This is a genomic window from Acinetobacter sp. YH12208, from assembly GCF_013418055.1.
Taxonomy (GTDB): Bacteria; Pseudomonadota; Gammaproteobacteria; order Pseudomonadales; family Moraxellaceae; genus Acinetobacter; species Acinetobacter pseudolwoffii.
In genome coordinates this window covers 103,236-123,153 of record NZ_VPCT01000001.1, presented here as the reverse complement: position 1 = coordinate 123,153, position 19,918 = coordinate 103,236, and the positions used below count along the sequence as shown (strand labels likewise).

The window sequence follows — 19,918 nt, the reverse complement described above, 5'->3', positions numbered from 1 at the left end:
TCTTTTTAAAGCCAATTCCCGCTATTTAGACTAAAGATGCACAGTTGCAGCACAAATCTTATTTAAAATCTCGATTTAATTTAAATGGAAATCAAGCTCATACAGGTAGTGCAGCAGTTATTAAGATGGGTCTGCTTTCAGGTATAATTATAACCTGAGCTTAAAGAGTCACTTAGACTGCACTCGATGATGGATTTTTTGATCGCTTTAGAGGATTTGGATTCGAAAAATCACTCATTTATTTTTAGACTGGGGACCTTTGCTGCAAAGTTGGCCATTTATTAAGCTATTTTTTAATCAATTGAATCAAGTCAAAAATTTAATTAATTGCTTTTATTTATAATTCTGCATGTGCAAAGGAAATGAGTAAAAACCATGTAAGTTATGAGATTTATATAGTTTTAACAACTCCCAATAAGATCAGCGATACTTTTTCGCAGCATTTCTTAGTCTGAAAAAATGCTTACAAATAATTCAGGCCCTCTATTTTTTTCTGCACCTCTGTTTAAATTTGACTTATTATAGAGGTTTGATGCTGTGATTTTACTGAACTTTTTATACCAAGATGGTGTGACTAAGCCGCTGTGCAAGCGTCATTTTTTCATCCATAAGTATAATTGACAAAATTTCAGTACTCACTAATCTTATAGCAAATTTTTGATCCATCCGTTTTGTGCATTAAAAGATTGATAGACAACTCGGATATACATTCACCAGGACAGGAGATCTATTGAATGTCTGAAGCAACTGGCAAGAAAGCCGTTTTACAGCTTGATGGCAAAGAAATTGAACTACCAATTTACAGCGGCACATTGGGCCCAGATGTAATCGACGTTAAAGATGTGTTGGCTGCAGGTCACTTTACTTTTGATCCTGGTTTTATGGCAACAGCGGCGTGCGAGTCTAAAATCACCTTCATCGACGGTAACAAAGGTGTACTTTTACACCGTGGCTACCCAATTGATCAATTGGCGACTAAAGCTGATTACCTAGAAACTTGCTATTTACTTCTTAATGGCGAACTTCCGACTGCTGAGCAAAAAGAAGAATTCGACGCTAAAGTACGTAACCACACAATGGTTCACGACCAAGTTAGCCGCTTCTATAACGGTTTCCGTCGTGATGCGCATCCTATGGCGATCATGGTGGGTGTTGTTGGTGCGTTATCTGCATTCTACCACAACAATCTGGACATCGAAAATGTTGATCACCGTGAAATCACAGCGATCCGTTTAATTGCGAAGATCCCTACTTTAGCGGCTTGGAGCTACAAGTACACAATCGGTCAACCGTTTGTTTACCCACGTAACGACTTGAACTACGCTGAAAACTTCCTTCACATGATGTTCGCGACTCCTGCTGATCGTGATTACAAAGTTGATCCTATCCTTGCTAAAGCAATGGATCGTATCTTCACGCTTCATGCTGACCATGAACAAAATGCCTCTACGTCTACAGTACGTTTAGCTGGTTCTACTGGTGCTAACCCGTATGCATGTATTGCTGCTGGTATCTCCGCACTTTGGGGCCCTGCTCATGGCGGTGCGAACGAAGCTGTTCTTAAGATGCTTGATGAAATCGGCTCTGTAGAAAACGTTGCTGGCTTCATGGAAAAAGTGAAGACTAAAGAAGTTAAACTGATGGGCTTCGGTCACCGAGTTTACAAAAACTTCGATCCACGCGCGAAAGTCATGAAAGAAACTTGTGACGAAGTTCTTGGTGCGCTTGGCATCAACGATCCACAACTTGCTTTGGCTATGGAACTTGAACGTATTGCGCTTTCTGACGAATACTTCATCAAACGTAACCTATACCCGAACGTAGACTTCTACTCAGGTATCATCCTTAAAGCGATTGGTATCCCGACAGAAATGTTTACTGTGATCTTCGCGCTTGCACGTACTGTTGGCTGGATCAGCCACTGGTTAGAAATGCACAGCGGTCCTTACAAGATCGGTCGTCCTCGTCAGCTTTATACTGGTGAAGTTCAACGCGATATCGCTCGTTAATTCGAACGGCGTTGCAAGACAGAAAAACCACCCTTTGGGGTGGTTTTTTTAGTGCTGACAAAATCCTACATATAGCCTCTTTAATCCATTTTAAAATGCATGAACCTCGACCATATTCATAGATTGAAAACTTGAACAGGATCTGTGCTTGATGTTGTTGTATGCCCTACCGTTTATTTTAAGATTCATCCGTTTTGAACAGTTTAAGTGCCGTAACTTAACGGCCGGTGAAATCAGAATCTGTCAGCAGGTATTTGGCAATCTGATTGACTATTCGGCAGTCAGAATCATGAATCACCCTTATTTACCCTGGCAATCCAGCCATGTGATTATGGCGCCCAGTGGTTATATCCATGCACGAAATTTAAATTATCGGGAAGACTATTCATGTGAAAGCTTGGCCTATCAGGCACTGTTTATTCATGAGATGACCCATATTTATCAATACCAACAGCAGATTAATGTGGTTTTAAAAGGCGCATTTCTACAAAGTGCTTATTTTTTAAGCTTAGGGAAATATAATCCTTACAAATATCAATTTAATCCCAACAAATCATTTTCACAGTATAATATTGAACAACAAGGTGATATTGCCCGAGATATTTTTCTTAAAAAAATACCCAATATTATTTTAGATAGCCAAACAATTGTTTGATATATAATCATTTTTATTCAAAATATCATCTTGATTTGGCATTTTGAAAATTAAGGCCATGAATAAATGATTTAAATCCTGAGATTTATTCATGTGCAGAAAACCTACATATTCTTTATTTTTGGATAATAACTTTTCATTTCAACATTCATTCTCGCAAAACAGCTCTAGCTTCTGGATTAAATTTCGATAAAATAACCCAAGTATGATATTTTAGCTCGCAGATCAAGATTTAACGATCATGTGATAAAGACGTTTTTTCTTTTGCCATTTGGCATTTTTTTAAGTATCAAAATGCACTCAGCTGGATAATTAGAATTATAAAAATCAGTGATTTAGTGTATTAACCTATAGGAATAGGATTTAATTGGAATGAAAAGTTTTAAAATTGCGATTGCTCAGTTCTCTCCACATGTGGGCAATTTGGATGCAAATACTCAAAAAATGATTGATCAGGCCAATCAGGCTAAAAAAGATAAGGCTGATCTGATTATCTTCCCTGAGCTTGCAATCTTGGGCTACCCTGCAGAAGATCTATTAATTCGTCCAAGTCTGGCCAAACGCACCAAAGCTGCTTTTGAAAAACTGACTGAAGTCAAAGATATTGTGATGGTCTTCGGTTTTGTAAATCAAACTGAAGATGGCCAGCGTTATAACTCAGCAGCCGTCATGAAAGATGGTGAGGTGCTGGGTATTTATAACAAACAGGTGTTGCCAAACTATGGTGTATTTGATGAAAAGCGTTATTTCAGTGAAGGTCATCAACATCTGGTATTTGAATATCTCGGACACAAATTTGGTGTGCTGATTTGTGAAGACGCATGGTCTTTAGCTACTGTACAGCAGCTGGCAAAACTCAATATCGAAACTGCTCTGGTACTGAATGCCTCTCCATATGAAGTGGGTAAACCACAACACCGTATCGAGACCATGGCAGCTCTGGTAAAACAATTGAATATCAATCTGGTCTATTGTAACCAGGTCGGTGGTCAGGATGATCTGATCTTTGACGGTACCAGCTTTGTGTTAAATAAATCTGGCGAAGTCGCGCTACAGGCCCCAAGTTTCCAGGAAAGCCTTTCTATCGCAGAATATGATGCTGAACAGCTTCAATTTAGCAAAGGTACAATTACACCTGCGCTGGACACCATGGCTGAGATCTATCAGAGCCTGGTGATGGCAACCCGTGATTATGTACAGCGTTCTGGCTTCCCCGGCGTGATTCTGGGCCTATCGGGTGGGATCGATTCTGCCCTGACCCTTGCGATTGCTGCAGATGCCATTGGTGCAGACAAAGTTCAGGCGGTCATGATGCCTTATACCTATACCGCGCAAATCAGCGTAGAAGATGCGGCTGAACAAGCAAAAAATATGGGTGTAACTTTTGGTATTGCCGAAATCAATCCGGTAGTAAACGGCTTTATGCAGGTACTCTTCCCGTTCTTTGGAAGCGCCCCGGCAGATGCGACTGAGGAAAACCTGCAAGCACGTTCGCGTGGCACCTTATTAATGGCGCTTTCCAACAAGTTCGGCAATCTGGTGCTTGCGACCGGAAATAAATCTGAACTGGCTGTAGGTTATTGCACACTGTATGGTGACATGGTCGGTGGCTATGCCGTCTTAAAAGATGTGTACAAAACCATTGTATTTGAACTGGCGAAATATCGTAACAGTATTTCAGAAACACCCGTGATTCCAGAACGTGTTATTACTCGTCCACCATCAGCAGAACTGCGTCCAGATCAGGTCGATCAAGACTCTTTACCTTCGTATGACATTCTGGATGCCATCCTGTATTCATACATCGAAGAAGACATGAGTCAAGACGATATTATTGACAAAGGTTTTGATGCCGAGGTGGTGAAAAAAGTCATCCGTCTGGTCGACATGAATGAATACAAGCGCCGCCAAGGTGCAATTGGACCACGAATCAGTTCACGTTCTTATGGGCGCGAACGTCGTTATCCAATCGTCAATGGCTGGAAAGCAGGTAACTAAGCCCTTTTCTTAGTTATTTAAATCGAATCGCCCGAGTGAATACTGGGGCGATTTTTTTATATCGACGCTAAAAGTAGAAAATTAATCAACAATCACAGAAAAATAATTTTGGAAATATCTGAAAATTTACTGGATGCTTCAAATAATTTTTATCATGCGCCATACTTTTTAAAAGACAAAAAAAGAGACCAAGCTGAGAGCTTGGTCTTTTAAAATGGTGGCTATGACGAGACTTGAACTTGTGACCCCCGCATTATGAGTGCGGTGCTCTAACCAACTGAGCTACATAGCCGTAAACTGTGTGCGCATTATCGTAATTTCAGGTGCTATCGTCAAGCATTTTAAAACACAAATGTTCAGTCTTTATGCAAATGAAGAATAAACTCTTAAACTTTAAACAATATTAGATTTTTTATTTGGTATTTCACATATTCTTATGAAGAACTTTAATGATTGGAGCTTTCACCGATGTACAAAATTAACATACTGATTCTTTTGCTCAGCACTTTAGCAATCACCGCCTGCCAAGTGATTTCTCCTATTTTTGTCAACTACAATGGAGTACGTCGCGATGTGGCACAGTGGATTAATCATCAACAATTCATGAGCATGCAACAGAAACGCACCTTGGCGCAATTAAGTCGGGCTCAACAGCAAATCAAGCGTTATCCGGAATATGATCAGACTCAACGACTGGCCATTGCCAAAGAAAATCAGATTGCATTCTATTGTGCACGTTTGCATGTGAACGAACATAAAATCCAGCAACTGCAACAACAAATTTTCGCACCTGAGACGCATTCGATTTTAAATCAATATGAACAACTGGCACCACAAATCAAATTGGACCCGGCATCCATTCAATGTGATTGACAATCAGCTTGAATATTTCTATAAATCCATATAATTCAATTATTTAAAATAAATAAACCATGAAACTTAAAACTCAGAAACCTGCGTTTAAATGTTTAATCTATTAGACATTATACCTATGTATTTACTTGGTTTTATTTTTATACAATACAGGCTATGATCAAAGTATAAACAACTATTCGTACTCGGTTTAACGTGTCATCATTTTTATAACACTTAATTCCCAACAGGAGAATTCTAATGCCTTTTGAACATATTTTAGTCCCTATTGACGGTTCGGAAACATCTTATGCTGCCGTTGATAAAGCAGTCGAAGTTGCCAAAGCATTTAACAGTAAAGTGACAGTGGTACAGGTACTGACACTCGACCCTTATATTGCTGCGGAATATATCTCTGCAGCGCAAACCAACGACCTGATTGAACGTGCCCGCACCTCGATCTTAAAAACTCTGGATGAAGCTAAAGCAAAATTCTCTGGTGCAGGTGTTGAAGTAGATACCCAGCTACTTGAAGGCCAGGTGATTTATAGCGAGATTGTCAAAGCAGCGAAAGATTTAAATTCTGACCTGATCATAATTGGTTCACATGGCCGTACTGGCTTCAAGAAACTGTTCCTGGGCAGCGTAGCTCAAAGCATTCTAGGTCAGGCCGATATTCCAGTGATGGTTATTCGCAAGTAATCCGTACATCAAACTCAAAATCCCCACTTTCTAAAAGCGGGGATTTTTTATATCTAGACCCAACCATCCCACTGATAGCGTTTTAAATCCACACGATCACCGTCAAGTACAATCCCTTCCTGTATCAGCTTTTGTTGCTGAATATTCTGGCCAGATGAATCAAGCTTGTTCAGACTGATTTTAGCTTGTGCATTGATCACCCGATACCAGGGAATGTCGGTATTTTCTTCCAGATGACTTAAAACCCGACCCACTAAACGTGCATGTTGAGGTAAACCGGCCAGTCTGGCAATCTGCCCATAGGTTGCAACTTTTGCATAAGGGATCCGACTGACCACAGTCAAAATCATCTCTGCCATTTCCTGACTGGCTGAACTTGTCTTGCTGCATTTCATCTGTTCAATAGTACCTTTAAATAAAAGATCACGCCCTGATCCCCCTATTAACAGCTATAGGAAAATAATCACGCCTGATTAAATGCTGAGTCAAGCGATCTCATTTCACTATTAAACATAATCCAGTAGCGCTTTATCTTCTGGATTTTATCTTTAGAAATTATCTGGATTTTCCAGCCGTTTTACCTCTTGAACTTTGTCTGGATGATGTACGGTAGCAACACCATCGATATCTTTCTGATCAATCAGAATCTCTGGCTGAAAAATAGTGATGGTTTCATTTCCTTTGACATCTTCTCCGACAATATATTGAAAACCCTTACGGTTCAGCTTGTGGCACATACGCTGGTACCAGCCTTTAAAGCCCTGTATGTCTTCCTCGGGATTATAGTAAAAAGCATTCATAACCGCAGGTAAGCCCAGACCACACACCAGACCCGACAAGAGCACCACAATAAAGGTATAGCCCACCAAGATACTGCTATAAGCCTCTAGCTGAGGAATATTGGCCACCGCCAGAATAAGCGCCAGGGAAATCCCGCCACGCACACCGCCCCAGGACAAAATCGTTAAACTGCCGTTATAGCTTTTTCGGCGTATTTTGGGGAACATGGCAAATGCCAAGTGATTGGCAGCAAAGCGCGCTAAATGTAAAATAATAAATGCCACAATCCCGCCCAAGACCAGACTGGTACTCAGGTCAAGAATAAACAACTCCAAGCCAATCAGAGTAAACAGGAAGGAGTTAATAATCCCTTCAACCGTATGCCAGAAATGGTTCACGTCACCAATATCGGCATCGGCCAGAATTTCTTTCCATTTATTACCGACGATTAAGCCACCAATGACACAGGCAATCGGCGCTGAAGCATGGGCCAATAAAGCAATAAGATAAGAGCCACATGCCAATAAAGCAGTGGTCAGAATCAGTGACTCCATTTCATGCTTGCCACGCAAAATTCTTAATATTGCAAAGCCAAATCCCAGACCAATCAGTACGGCCACCACAATCTCATACAATAAAGTTTGCATGACAGCCAGTACCGTAAAGTTTTCGCCTTGCAGAACATTGAGCAAGGTCATAAATAAGGCGATACACATGGCATCATTAAATAACGATTCGCCTTCCAGCTTGACAATCAGATGATGCGGTGCGCGAACTGAACTCAATACACCTTTAATGCCGATCGGATCAGTCGCCCCCAAAGCCGCACCAAGTAATAACAACACCAGTAAATCCACATGATTACCAATCAGGAACTGATAGCCATATAAAACTGCACCAAAGAACACCGCGCAAAAAACCAACGCTAAACTTGCCAAAATACCAATCGGTCGCCAATGATTACGTAAATCTGAAACCTTAAACTTCAGTGCAGATGAGGTCAGAATAAAGCAGATCACCCCATTGATCAGAAAATCATAAAAATCGATGTTACGAACAGCCTGCTCGATATTGTCAATATTAATACTAAAGAATGGATTACCTTGTAATAAACTGGCGCCCCATTGCAAAATAAAAACAAAGATGGCCGAAACAATCGGAACACCGATCGCTTGCGGAAAACCTAAAACACGCTTATTAAACATAGTGGTGGCAATGGAAAGTGCAAAGACCACCGTGAGTAGCTGAAGAAAAAAGAAATTTCCCATTCGGTTTCCTAAAGTCGGGCGAGATGGAGCAATATGCGCCGAGCGGCATGGTCAAAATAGAGATTTGAATAGCAGAGCATTAATAAAAAGGCATTCTAGCAAAACAAGTTTAATCCTCTTTTTATCGAATTGAGTTAAGTTTCTTTTCAGTATTTCCGAATGATGATTTAACATACAGATCAGCACTCGGCTTTTGCTTTCCCATCTTTCTATTTTGAATTTTTCTCCCATGCACCAAACTGTCAAAACCATTTTTCGTCTTTGTTTTGCGAGCGTGATTTTTCTGATCACCTTGTCCTTATGTTTTACCTGCTTTGCTAAAATTCAGGAAATTTTGCAAGCAGAACAGCATTATCAGCAGGCCACCAGCATCCCCCTAAAAAGTACAACTGGCGAACAGTATGTTTTGGTGTCCAATAACCAGCGACCAGACAATGCCATTTTTATTCTGATTGCAGGAAATGGTTATGTGGCCAAGATCAACTGTGAACATTACAACACTTTATGTAGTGATGATTATAATCAATCGCATACCCGCCAAATCCAGAGCGTTGACTTAATTAAAGCAGGTAATCTGTTTTATATTGAAAAAATTCAATTTAGAGATAGCCGGACTGGCAAAGTCACGGCTCTCGAATATACCAACCATGATATGCAGCAGTTCTATCAAAATGACATCAACAATCTCAAATATACGGTCTTTGCCATTGCCTTGTTTGCTTTGGCTGCATTGTTTGTCAGCATCAAGATAATAAAAAATTTCCGCCGCTTTCTGCATAAATAAAAAAAGGAGCATCAGCTCCTTTTTATAAAATTAAGTTAAATATTCTGATTAAAGGTATCGCAATTTGCAACCTGACCAGATTTCAAGCCGGTATTAAACCACTGCACTCGCTGGGCACTGCTGCCATGGGTAAAGCTATCCGGCACCACCTGCCCGCGAGCACGTTTCTGTAAATAGTCATCCCCAATTTTATGTGCCGCATCCATTGCTTCCTGTACATCGCCCTGTTCCAGAAATTGAGTACGCTGATGATTATGGTAAGCCCAGACCCCAGCCAGACAGTCGGCCTGCAATTCCTGACGCACTGAGAGCTGATTACCCTGCACTTCGCTTGCCTGCTGACGAGCCTGCTGTACTTGGGAAGAAATACCTAAAATTGTCTGGATATGATGTCCCACTTCGTGCGCTACGACATAGGCCAGTGCAAAGTCCCCAGCCTGATCATTACGGGAGAGTTCGGTGGCATTCTGTTCTCCACCAATCCCCATCTGAGTACGCATATCTTTAAAGAATGCGGTATCGATATAAACTTTCTGGTCTGCCGGACAGTAGAAAGGCCCCATCGCCGCCTGAGCCGTACCACAACCCGAATTCACAATGCCATTGAACAAAACCAATTTCGGGGGAACATACTGCTGATTTAACTGCTGCTGAAACACCTGAGTCCAGGTATCTTCAGTATCTGCCAGTACGGTGCCGACAAAATCAATCGACTCCTGCTGTTCCGGCGTAGGATTTTCCAGACCCCGTGTTTCCGCCGTACCCGATACGCCTTGGGTGACCTGTTTGGTGGTTTGATAAGCTTGCTGTGGATCGACGCCGAAGAATTTCCAGGCCACAAAAGCCACAATCAACCCAATAATACTGATTCCGCCAGCTTTGGCACCACCACCGCGACGGTCTTCTACATTACTACTGACACGACGACCTTTCCAACGCATAGTTTTTTCCTTTTCCTCATCTGCTCAATTTGCAGATATTTTTGCATCTTAAGCTTTTGATGATTTGGGCCAGATTTTTTTAATCAGGCTGATGACCAGCATCACCAGCAGACCCGCTAAAATTCCCACGGCGAAATTAATCAAGGTCGGTGTTACAGCACCTACAATATTTCCGATACTGGGAATATCCTGTACATAGCTAACACTATCTTCAGTAAAGTGGTGAATAACAGGAATAGCATGATTAATAATTCCCCCACCGACCAGGAACATCGCTGCAGTTCCAACAACTGATAAAATTTTCATCAGAATCGGGGCAAATGCCAACAAGCCGCGTCCTATTTGTTGCTTAAAATCGGACTGCTGCTCGGTCAGATGCAGACCAATATCATCCAGTTTTACAATCAGGGCAACAAAACCATAGACCCCGATGGTCATCACGATCGCGATCAGGCTTAAAACGGTAACTTTGGTCAGCATAGAGGCTGCTGCTACCGTCCCCAAGGTAATCACGATAATTTCAGCCGACAGGATAAAGTCGGTGCGAATCGCGCCTTTGACTTTTTCATTTTCAAACTGGTGCAAATCTGTTTCAGTCTGGATCAGTTGCTCACGGGCCTGTTCAGCATCCTTGGCCTTCGGTGTATGCAAGGTGTGTACGATTTTTTCCACGCCTTCATAACACAGAAACAAACCACCCAGCACCAATAAGGGGTTAATCAGCCAGCCGGCAATAAAGCTGATTAACAAGGCCAGCGGCACTAAAATCAGCTTATTGACAAAAGAACCTTTGGCCACTTTCCAGACTACCGGCAATTCACGATCTGCCCGTACGCCTGACACTTGCTGTGCATTTAAAGCCAGATCATCACCGAGGACGCCTGCTGTTTTTTTGGCTGCCATTTTACTCATCACAGCCACATCATCCAAGACCGTCGCAATATCATCTAATAATAGTAATAAACTGCTCGCCATATTTATTATCCTTATCATATTTCAGTTTATTTTAATCAAAATTCTTAAAAATATTGTATTCACTTGTTTAATTAATAAGATTTTTTTAATACAGCTTTTTTTCTGGCTGACAATCAAAAACAGAATACCGTACAATGTTGCCATTCGTTAAAATACAGCTGTAGTACTGACTACCCTTTGGAATAAATAATGAGTAATCAAGATAATCGTCCAGTGATCTTGACGGGCGACCGTCCTACCGGACAACTTCACCTCGGCCACTTTGTCGGTTCATTACGCTCTCGTGTAGGCCTGCAAGATTCTCACCATCAACACTTGTTACTTGCTGATGCTCAAGCACTCACCGATAATGCCGATAATTTTGAAAAAGTACGTCGTAACATTATTGAAGTGGCAACGGATTATCTGGCTGTCGGTATTGATCCAACTAAAACTACAATTTGTGTTCAGTCATGTTTACCTGCCTTAAACGAACTGACGATGCTTTACCTCAATTTCGTGACTGTTTCACGTCTTGAGCGTAATCCGACCATTAAATCTGAAATCCAGATGCGTGGTTTTGAGCGCGATATTCCAGCAGGTTTCTTGTGTTACCCGGTGGCTCAGGCTGCCGACATTACAGCATTCAAGGCCACTGTTGTTCCTGTGGGTGAAGATCAGATTCCAATGATCGAACAGACCAATGAAATCGTGCGTCGTCTGAACCGTCAAATCGGTCATGACCTGTTACCAGAATGTAAAGCGCTACTGTCTAATGTCGGCCGCCTCCCTGGTTTTGATGGCAAAGCGAAAATGTCAAAATCTTTGGGCAATACCATTGTGCTGGATGCGACAGATAAAGATATTAAAAAAGCCGTCAATGCCATGTATACCGATCCGAATCATCTTCGTGTGGAAGACCCAGGTCAGGTTGAAGGCAATGTAGTATTCACTTATCTGGACGCCTTTGATCCAAACAAAGAAGAACTGGAAGAGCTTAAGGCATACTACCGTCGTGGTGGCTTAGGCGATGGTACAGTGAAAAAACGTCTGGAAGGCATTCTCAAAGAATTGATTGGCCCAATCCGTGAGCGCCGTATGGAGCTTGCTAAAGACCCTGACTATATTATGGATATTTTAAAGACCGGAACAGATAAATGTCGTGATATTACCCAGGCGACTTTAGATGAAGTGAAAACCGGTTTAGGTGTATTCCGTTTCTAAACATAAAATGACCACCTAAAGCTCTTCATATGAAGGGCTTTTTTATTGCGAGGTGTTTATGCACGATAAAGCAGCAAACTCGCCCATAGAATCTCCATAGTTTTAACCTTAATTAACATCTATTAACATGAATACTGCTGAGTCAAGCCTTACCGGGTCGTATTATAGCTACATACAGTAAGGAATCAAATTTAACTCTCTCCACAGTTAAGCTTGATGTAGTTTGAAAAAACATTCCTTTTTCTACGCAATGATCACCCCAATCATTGCGTTTTTTTTGTCTTTAATTTTTTAGTATAGCGATTTAAAGCATAAAAAAACCCGCCTAAGCGGGTTTTCTAAAATTCAGCACTTATGCATTTTTATGACGCATATGCGGGAACAAGATCACATCACGGATACTTGCTGCATTAGCAAAGATCATCACCAGACGGTCAATACCAATACCTTCACCGGCTGTTGGCGGTAGGCCATATTCCAGTGCTTCTACAAAGTCTGCATCATAATGCATCGCTTCATCATCACCCGCATCTTTTTCCGCAACCTGTGCCTGGAAACGTTCCGCCTGGTCGATTGGATCATTTAATTCCGAGAAGCCATTTGCCAGTTCACGACCACCAATAAAGAATTCAAAACGGTCGGTGATGTGCGGATTATCATCATTACGACGTGCCAATGGAGAAGTTTCCGCTGGATATTCCGTAATGAATGTTGGTTGACGCAGTTTGGTTTCAACTGTTTCTTCAAACACAATCGTTTGCAGTTTACCCAGACCAAAACCTGGCTTCACTTGCTCTTTCAATTCTTCTTGAAGGAATTTTGCCAGGAACTCACGGTCATTGACATTTTCCGGAGTAAATTGCGGGTTATTTTCCAGAATTGCATCAAACATTGAAATTTTCTTGAATGGCCCTTTGAAGCTATACACTTCATCACCATAAGGCACATCAGTCGAACCCAAGATATCCAGCGCCAGTTTTTCCAGCATCTGCTCGGTCAATTCCATCAGATCTTTATAATCTGCATAGGCTTGATAGAATTCAATCATGGTGAATTCTGGGTTGTGACGCGTAGATACCCCTTCGTTACGGAAGTTACGGTTAATTTCGAACACACGTTCAAAACCACCCACTACCAAACGTTTTAAATAAAGCTCTGGCGCAATACGCAAGAACAATGGCATGTCCAGTGCATTATGATGCGTTTCAAACGGACGCGCAGAAGCACCGCCTGGGATCACATGCATCATTGGCGTTTCAACTTCCATATAGCGTTTTTCAGTCAGGAAGGCACGAATACCTGCAACCACTTTGGCACGAATTTCAAACGTTTTACGGGTTTCTTCGTTCACGATCAGATCAAGATAACGTTTACGATACTTTACTTCAGTATCATTCAGACCGTGGAACTTGTCTGGCAGCGGACGCAATGATTTGGTTAATAATTCAAAATGTTCGATGTGTACATACAGATCGCCTTTGCCTGAACGACCGATATAACCTTCGATTGCAATAATGTCGCCAAGGTCTAAACCTTTGATGGTCGCAAGTACATCTGCAGCGAGTTCTTTACGGGCGACATAAAGCTGGATACGACCTGTCATGTCCTGGATCACAATAAATGAACCACGGTTTAACATCACACGACCGGCAACTTTGACGTAGACCTTTTCGCCTGCTTCAATTTCTTCTTTAGATTTATCAGCGAACTGGTCTTGTAAATCTTGGGCATAATGCTCACGCTTAAAGGTATTTGGCCATGGGCTTTTACCAGTTTCTTGTGCCTGAGCTTCGATTTGCTTTAACTTGGCATGACGCTGTGCAATTAAATCGTTTTCGGAAATGATTTGTTCAGAAGTCGATTGAGCGTTAGTTTGCGTCATCTCTGCCTCGAATAAGATTAGTTAAAAAATAGAAGTTGCATAGAATAGCAGAAATCCTACCCAAATCGTAGCTTAAACACTCTCAGGAAGCGGCTTTTCTTTGGAAAAATCCACTATCTTGGCATTTTCCCAACCTTATCCCGTCAATCTAATCCACTCTACCAATACAATTCAGCTCGATTTGGGACCGATTATGCGATTACTTAGATGAAAGTCCTAGTGTGTGACGAGGTAGAGCAAATCACTGCGCAGAAAAATGCTGGCTTAGACCAATAGCTAACTGCCTTGAATGTCCACACGTTCTACAATGATGCTCAGATTGAAGATGATGTGCCAATCAATAAATACCAATATGGCATGCCCCATAAAAATGAGTAAGATTATGTCTAAGATTTTGTTTTTACATGGCTTAGATTCCTCCAGAGAATCCACCAAGTTTCATGCAATTAATGTCGTGCATAAATATTGTATTGATGTCGATTATCGTAATCTGAGCTATAATTCGGTCGCCAATTTTTATCATGAGATGATTGAAACCATCAAACCAGATATTCTGGTGGGCCATAATCTTGGCGGCTATTGGGCATTGAAAATGTCGCAGGCTTATCACCTTCCCTGTGTGGTGGCGAATCCCATTTTGCAACCCAATTTCAGAGATGATTATCCGGAAATTTGTCATGGCGATTTACAGCATGACATTCCGCAGTTTGCCTATCTCGAACTGGGCGATGAAATTCTGGATATGCATGCAGTTCAGGCACAGCTTGAAGACTATATGCAAATTCAGGCAGTTGATGGCGGCCATCATCGACTAGAACATCCTGAACAGATTAATACGCTGATTCAGGAAATTGAACATCATTTTATCAGACAATAAAAAAGCCCCGATATTGAGGTAATGCTGATCAGTTAAGGAGTTTAGAAATAGACTCTTTAACTTTTTAGTCATTCACGGCGGAGTCTTAACTTTATAAATCAAATACTTGAAAATAATTTGTTACTTTGGTTTCGCCCAAAGTAACCAAAGGCATTTGTCGTCCGCAAAACTCGTCAGCCACCATCGACTAGTAAATTTGTCGCAGAAACAATCATTTTTAAATCTAGTCCTGCCTCAAACAGTTGCGGATGACTTTTCTACTTGTCAAATATGATCATGAATTTAAAAAAGAAAATGCCAGTCAATTTCTTAACTGACCGGCATTACCGATATTGAGGAGCTTTTTTTTAAATCTACAATTTAGGCAACCGCAGCTTCAGGCTGAGATTTATCATCCAGTACTGACCAGATATCCAGACCTAATTCAGCATGCAAATCAGGAAGGTCAAGAAAGATACTTGCACCTAGTACTTCATGCTGACATTTGAGTGCCAATTCATTTACCGCTTTTAAAGTTCCGCCTGTTGCCAGAACATCATCAACAATGATAACTTTCTGAGACTGAACTTCCGCAGACATTTCTAAACGATCCAGACCATATTCCAGGCTATAACCGACACCCACGACTGGAGGCGGCAATTTTCCTGCTTTACGCACCAATAACAAGCCTTTTCCGGTACGTTGTGCCAACAGGCTCGCCAACACAAAACCACGTGCCTCCACTGCGATAAAGCTTTCTACTTCTGCTAGTTTGTCAGCAGGAATGCTGGCAATCAGGGCATCAGTCAATGGACCAATATTGCTCATGAAAAGTGGGGTCAAATCATAAAAGCAAATTCCTGGTTTTGGAAAATCTTGGACCGTACGAATGTGAGACCACAAAGAAGTAGATAAATTGCTCATGGGAGATCTTAAAAAAAGAAAAGGAATATGCGAATTTTAAACCTATTTCCAGCCAATGAACAAGCCGAGCTGTATAATAAAAACTCAATATTTAAGCACAAGTTATTGATTTTATTAAATTCATTTATTATAAAAATATTTAATCCAGACTTTACTGATTCTAAATTATATAAAAACCTCAGTTTTTACTGCACGACTTTGGTCTATAACGCCTCATTTAAGCTAAATTTTGCCACAGCAGCCGCTTCATCACTCCACAGCATTTGCCAGCAAAGCCGATTTGACTCATTTTCAGAGAAATACTGAATCCCAAAGTCATTCTGCTGCTAATTTCGCTGATTAAGCTTTTATTCACTTTACTTTCTGAATAGAACTGCGTAAAAATTTAGCCAAATATGTTCACTGTTAAAAAGTCATATTCTTTTAGAGTCTTGCCATTTTATGGATTTTAAGCTGACGGTTACACTTGCTCAGTTTTGGAGAGTTACATGAAAAAGTATCAATGCATCGTTTGTGGATGGATTTATGACGAGGCGGAAGGTTGGCCTCAAGACGGCATCGTGGCGGGAACCAAATGGGAAGATATCCCGGATGACTGGACCTGTCCAGATTGTGGCGTGTCTAAAGTCGATTTCGAAATGATCGAAGTCTGAGCACGCCCAGTTAAAGACCATGTCGATATGGTCTTTTTTTATGTCCTTTTTATCCTCATATAAAACAGCATGGAGAGCCCTACAGCATGGAAACGACTATGCATCCTATCGTTATTATTGGTTCAGGTATGGCAGGTTATGCTGTAGCACGTGAATTTCGCAAACTTAATCCAGAGCATGAACTGCTGATGATTTGCGCGGATGATGCGATAAATTATGCCAAACCTACCCTTTCCAATGCTTTGGTTGGCAAAAAAGCGCCTGAACAGATTGCATTGGGCGATGCTGCAAAAATGTCGGCACAACTGAATATGCGGATTGAACAGCAGACTTGGGTCAAAGCCATTCATCCGGAAGATCATCAGCTGGTACTTGAGAAAGATGGTCAGGAAAGCACACAGAATTATTCCAAACTGGTCTTGGCGGTCGGTGCCAACCCGGTACGTTTAGCCATTTCCGGTGATGCCAGTGATGACATTCATGTGGTGAATAATTTAAGTGACTATAAGACGTTCCGCAGCAATCTGGCGGCACGTGAAGATAAACGCGTGGTGATTTTAGGCGCAGGCCTGATTGGTTGCGAATTTGCCAATGACCTGCAAAATACCGAGCATCAGGTCACAGTGATCGATCTGGCACCTCAACCGCTGGGCCGTTTATTACCTGAACATGTTGCAACGGCCTTCCAGAAAAACCTTGAAGAAACCGGCATTCATTTCGTCTTGGGCACCACGGTCGAGAAGGTCTCTCGTGCTGAAAATGGTGACTATTTGGTCATGCTGGCCAATGGTCAGTCTCTCGTTGCTGATGTGGTTTTGTCTGCGGTAGGTCTACAGCCGAATATTTCTTTGGCCAAACAGGCAGATGTTCATACCAGTCGTGGAATTTTAACCACGGCGCAACTGGAAACCAATCATGCCGATATTTATGCCGTAGGTGACTGTGCTGAAGTGAATGGTACCTTATTGCCTTATGTCATGCCCATCATGCAACAGGCGCGCGCGCTGGCAAAAACCCTGAATGGCGAACATACGGCTGTACATTATCCGGCTATGCCTGTGGCAGTGAAAACGCCTGCTGCACCTTTAACTGTCCTGCCTGCACCAGTCGATGTTGAGCTCACCTGGGAAACTGAAGAGCTGGAAGATGGCATGCTGGCCAAAGCCATCGACGGTAACGGCACTTTACGTGGCTTTGTACTCTTGGGTGCAACTGCGGGCAAACAACGTCTGTCTTTGACCAAGCAGGTTCCTGACTTGATTCCTGCTGTGGTTTAGAGGTTTAATACTCAGGATATTTTTTAAACAAAATATCCTTTAATTAGGACAGCAATTATGCACAGCGCATTACAGTTTAATCTTTCTCCATATAGTTCTTTCATGCGTGAAACCAGAGTTGATCTGGGTAATGGTGTGGAATTACATGTCGAGGTGGGCGGAAATCCGGAAAATCCTACGCTGCTCCTGATTATGGGACTGGGTGCGCAGGTGCTGTACTGGCCTGACTTTTTTTGCAAATCATTGATTGATCAAGGTTTCCATCTGGTACGTTTTGATAATCGCGATATTGGCCTGTCTTCAAAAATCCATAACAAGGGTCCACGCCTGAACACCCTGAAAATGATGAGCCGTTTTGTGCTCGGTCTGGGCAATCAGGGTGCACCTTATGACCTGTATGATATGGCTGAAGATGTCAGTCTGCTGATTGAAAAAATGGGGCTGGATCAGGTTGATGTATTGGGTGCATCCATGGGTGGCATGATTGCCCAGATTCTGGCGGCACGCTATCCGGACAAAGTCAAAAAACTGGGTTTACTGTTTACCAGCAACAATCAGCCGCTGTTGCCACCGCCCTTTCCCAAGCAACTCTTTAGTTTGATTGACAAACCGGCTTCAACAGATGAAGATGGTATTGTAGATCATAGTCTAAAACTGTTTAACATCATCGGTTCGCCAGGTTATGTCAATCATCTGGAAGCGGTGCAGACCGCACGTAAATTATATAAACGAAGTTACTATCCTGCCGGTGTACTTCAACAGTTTTTAGCAATATTATGTACAGGTTCATTGCTGCAACTGAACAAGCAAATCAAGCAAGAGACCCTGGTGGTTCATGGTGCTCGTGATCGATTGCTGCCTCCTAGTCATGGCAAGGCCGTTGCAAAAGCGATTCCAGGGGCTAAATTTGAATTAATTGATGGAATGGGGCATGATATCCCACCGCATTTTATTCCATATCTTAGCGAATTATTTGCTGATCATTTTAAATCATAAACATTAGGACACTATGGCTGCACTACCCTCCTTAAGACAGCTGTCATACCTCGTAACACTGTCAGAGACGCTACATTTTACAGAAGCTGCTCGCCGCTCATTTGTCACCCAGTCAACTTTGTCTGGCGGCATTATGGAGCTGGAGCGTTTACTCGGTGGCGTACTTGTTGAACGCGACCGCCAGAATGTTCGTTTAACGCCTCTTGGTGAACAAGTGGTTGCACGCGCACGTGTTCTACTGGCTGATGCTCAGGACTTGATGCGCTTAAGTCGTGAGATGAGTGAACCCTTAACCGGTGATTTACATCTTGGCGTGATTCCTACGATTGCTCCCTTCCTGCTGTCACAGCTGCTAGAAGAAGTGCATAAACAATTACCAAAAATCCAGTTGCATCTGCATGAAGCACAAAGCGAGAAAATTGTAGAAAAACTGGAACATGGCAACCTGGATATGGTGGCCTTGGCGCTACCTTTCGATACACGTGGCCTGAAAGTGGCCGAGATTGCCAAAGAGAATCTGTATCTGGTTTATCAAAAATCAGACCAACACGCTGCACAAGCGAATTCTCTGGAAGATCTTGATCTGTCTCGCCTGATGTTACTTGAGGAAGGTCATTGCTTACGTGATCATGCCCTGAGTGCCTGCCCGATTGGTGAGCGTAAAAATGATCATCGTTTAAAAGCCAGCTCTTTGCCGACTTTAATCGAAATGGTCTCTGCAAATCTTGGTTTTACTTTATTGCCAGAAATTGCGATTTATACCAATATGATCAAAGCCAACCCTGAGATTCTGGTCAAGCCAATCAACTCTGCGCCAAGTCGCACCCTGGCATTGGTGACGCGTAAAAGTACGCCGCTACAAAGCGAGTTTGATGTGTTATTACAGATTTTCCAAAAAATCACTCAGCACAATGCTGCTTGAGCTAAAATTTTAGATGATTAAAAGGAGCACACCCGTTGCTCCTTTTTTTATATCTCAAAGTGGATATAACCAACCATCATAGACCTGCTAAAGTCTCAAGCTGACTGTTAATGTCATCGGTTTTAATCTGTAATAAATGCTATTTAAGACGAAGATGAGGTGATTATCGTTAAATCCCTATTTTTTGGGATATTCATTTTATTTTGCTTCATCCACAGTATAGCCTTCTCTTAGAATCAAC

General features: G+C 41.9%; 18 protein-coding genes and 1 tRNA gene. 12 read left to right on the top strand and 7 right to left on the bottom strand.

What is annotated here, in order from left to right; all coding sequences use genetic code 11:
- Positions 1 to 734: 734 nt before the first annotated feature.
- The 3 genes from gltA (at position 735) to FTU95_RS00520 (ending at position 4,662) form a co-directional block, all read left to right on the top strand.
- Entirely contained in the window at positions 735 to 2,009 is a 1,275-nt protein-coding gene (gltA, locus tag FTU95_RS00530) for a citrate synthase (RefSeq protein ID WP_005096279.1), read from the top strand.
- A gap of 151 nt (positions 2,010 to 2,160) precedes the next feature.
- A complete protein-coding gene (locus FTU95_RS00525; RefSeq protein WP_074383086.1) occupies positions 2,161 to 2,664 on the top strand; it encodes a hypothetical protein in 504 nt (167 codons plus the stop codon).
- Positions 2,665 to 3,036: 372 nt separating this feature from the next.
- Positions 3,037 to 4,662, top strand: coding sequence for an NAD+ synthase (locus FTU95_RS00520; RefSeq protein ID WP_180077210.1), 1,626 nt, complete (start codon positions 3,037 to 3,039; stop codon positions 4,660 to 4,662).
- A gap of 215 nt (positions 4,663 to 4,877) precedes the next feature.
- On the opposite strand, the gene FTU95_RS00515 is transcribed toward FTU95_RS00520, so the two are convergent.
- Positions 4,878 to 4,954, bottom strand: a tRNA-Met gene (locus FTU95_RS00515).
- Positions 4,955 to 5,130: 176 nt separating this feature from the next.
- Here FTU95_RS00515 and FTU95_RS00510 point away from each other — a divergent pair.
- Both FTU95_RS00510 and FTU95_RS00505 read left to right on the top strand, forming a co-directional pair.
- Positions 5,131 to 5,535: a hypothetical protein gene (locus FTU95_RS00510; protein ID WP_005096274.1), complete on the top strand. Its 405-nt coding sequence runs from the start codon at positions 5,131 to 5,133 to the stop codon at positions 5,533 to 5,535.
- A 240-nt stretch (positions 5,536 to 5,775) separates the two neighbouring features.
- Complete coding sequence (locus tag FTU95_RS00505; protein ID WP_005096273.1) at positions 5,776 to 6,216, top strand: universal stress protein; 441 nt, start codon at positions 5,776 to 5,778, stop codon at positions 6,214 to 6,216.
- Positions 6,217 to 6,269: 53 nt separating this feature from the next.
- On the opposite strand, the gene FTU95_RS00500 is transcribed toward FTU95_RS00505, so the two are convergent.
- Positions 6,270 to 6,566, bottom strand: a complete 297-nt coding sequence (locus tag FTU95_RS00500) for an MGMT family protein (protein ID WP_100357308.1) — start codon at positions 6,564 to 6,566, stop codon at positions 6,270 to 6,272.
- 198 nt (positions 6,567 to 6,764) lie between these two features.
- Positions 6,765 to 8,264 (bottom strand): sodium:proton antiporter, encoded by a 1,500-nt coding sequence (locus FTU95_RS00495; protein ID WP_180077208.1) that lies wholly within the window; start codon positions 8,262 to 8,264, stop codon positions 6,765 to 6,767.
- Positions 8,265 to 8,493: 229 nt separating this feature from the next.
- Here FTU95_RS00495 and FTU95_RS00490 point away from each other — a divergent pair, with 229 nt between their 5' ends.
- Positions 8,494 to 9,048 carry a hypothetical protein gene (locus tag FTU95_RS00490; RefSeq protein WP_180077206.1) on the top strand — a complete coding sequence of 185 codons (555 nt, stop codon included), beginning with the start codon at positions 8,494 to 8,496 and terminating at the stop codon, positions 9,046 to 9,048.
- 35 nt (positions 9,049 to 9,083) lie between these two features.
- Here FTU95_RS00490 and FTU95_RS00485 read toward each other — a convergent pair whose 3' ends face one another.
- Both FTU95_RS00485 and FTU95_RS00480 read right to left on the bottom strand, forming a co-directional pair.
- Complete coding sequence (locus FTU95_RS00485) at positions 9,084 to 9,989, bottom strand: neutral zinc metallopeptidase (RefSeq protein ID WP_180077204.1); 906 nt, start codon at positions 9,987 to 9,989, stop codon at positions 9,084 to 9,086.
- Between the two features lie 48 nt (positions 9,990 to 10,037).
- Complete coding sequence (locus FTU95_RS00480) at positions 10,038 to 10,964, bottom strand: DUF808 domain-containing protein (RefSeq protein ID WP_074383090.1); 927 nt, start codon at positions 10,962 to 10,964, stop codon at positions 10,038 to 10,040.
- A 189-nt stretch (positions 10,965 to 11,153) separates the two neighbouring features.
- On the opposite strand from FTU95_RS00480, the gene trpS reads away from it, so the two are divergent.
- Entirely contained in the window at positions 11,154 to 12,167 is a 1,014-nt protein-coding gene (trpS, locus tag FTU95_RS00475; RefSeq protein ID WP_005172000.1) for a tryptophan--tRNA ligase, read from the top strand.
- Positions 12,168 to 12,519: 352 nt separating this feature from the next.
- Here trpS and lysS read toward each other — a convergent pair whose 3' ends face one another.
- Positions 12,520 to 14,049 carry a lysine--tRNA ligase gene (lysS, locus tag FTU95_RS00470; RefSeq protein WP_005172002.1) on the bottom strand — a complete coding sequence of 510 codons (1,530 nt, stop codon included), beginning with the start codon at positions 14,047 to 14,049 and terminating at the stop codon, positions 12,520 to 12,522.
- Positions 14,050 to 14,431: 382 nt separating this feature from the next.
- On the opposite strand from lysS, the gene FTU95_RS00465 reads away from it, so the two are divergent.
- Positions 14,432 to 14,926 carry a YqiA/YcfP family alpha/beta fold hydrolase gene (locus FTU95_RS00465; RefSeq protein WP_180072016.1) on the top strand — a complete coding sequence of 165 codons (495 nt, stop codon included), beginning with the start codon at positions 14,432 to 14,434 and terminating at the stop codon, positions 14,924 to 14,926.
- 360 nt (positions 14,927 to 15,286) lie between these two features.
- Here FTU95_RS00465 and FTU95_RS00460 read toward each other — a convergent pair whose 3' ends face one another.
- Entirely contained in the window at positions 15,287 to 15,829 is a 543-nt protein-coding gene (locus FTU95_RS00460) for an adenine phosphoribosyltransferase (RefSeq protein WP_005096259.1), read from the bottom strand.
- Positions 15,830 to 16,317: 488 nt separating this feature from the next.
- Between FTU95_RS00460 and rubA the strand changes: the two genes are divergently transcribed.
- The 4 genes from rubA to oxyR all read left to right on the top strand — a co-directional run bounded on the left by rubA (position 16,318) and on the right by oxyR (position 19,677).
- Positions 16,318 to 16,482, top strand: a complete 165-nt coding sequence (rubA, locus tag FTU95_RS00455; RefSeq protein ID WP_005096258.1) for a rubredoxin RubA — start codon at positions 16,318 to 16,320, stop codon at positions 16,480 to 16,482.
- 98 nt (positions 16,483 to 16,580) lie between these two features.
- Positions 16,581 to 17,759, top strand: coding sequence for a rubredoxin reductase RubB (rubB, locus tag FTU95_RS00450; RefSeq protein WP_159516428.1), 1,179 nt, complete (start codon positions 16,581 to 16,583; stop codon positions 17,757 to 17,759).
- 57 nt (positions 17,760 to 17,816) lie between these two features.
- The gene (gene estB, locus FTU95_RS00445; RefSeq protein WP_005172008.1) at positions 17,817 to 18,755 is read left to right on the top strand and encodes an esterase EstB; all 939 of its coding nucleotides are present in this window, start codon (positions 17,817 to 17,819) and stop codon (positions 18,753 to 18,755) included.
- 13 nt (positions 18,756 to 18,768) lie between these two features.
- Positions 18,769 to 19,677, top strand: coding sequence for a LysR family transcriptional regulator OxyR (oxyR, locus tag FTU95_RS00440; protein WP_005172010.1), 909 nt, complete (start codon positions 18,769 to 18,771; stop codon positions 19,675 to 19,677).
- Positions 19,678 to 19,918 lie beyond the last annotated feature (241 nt).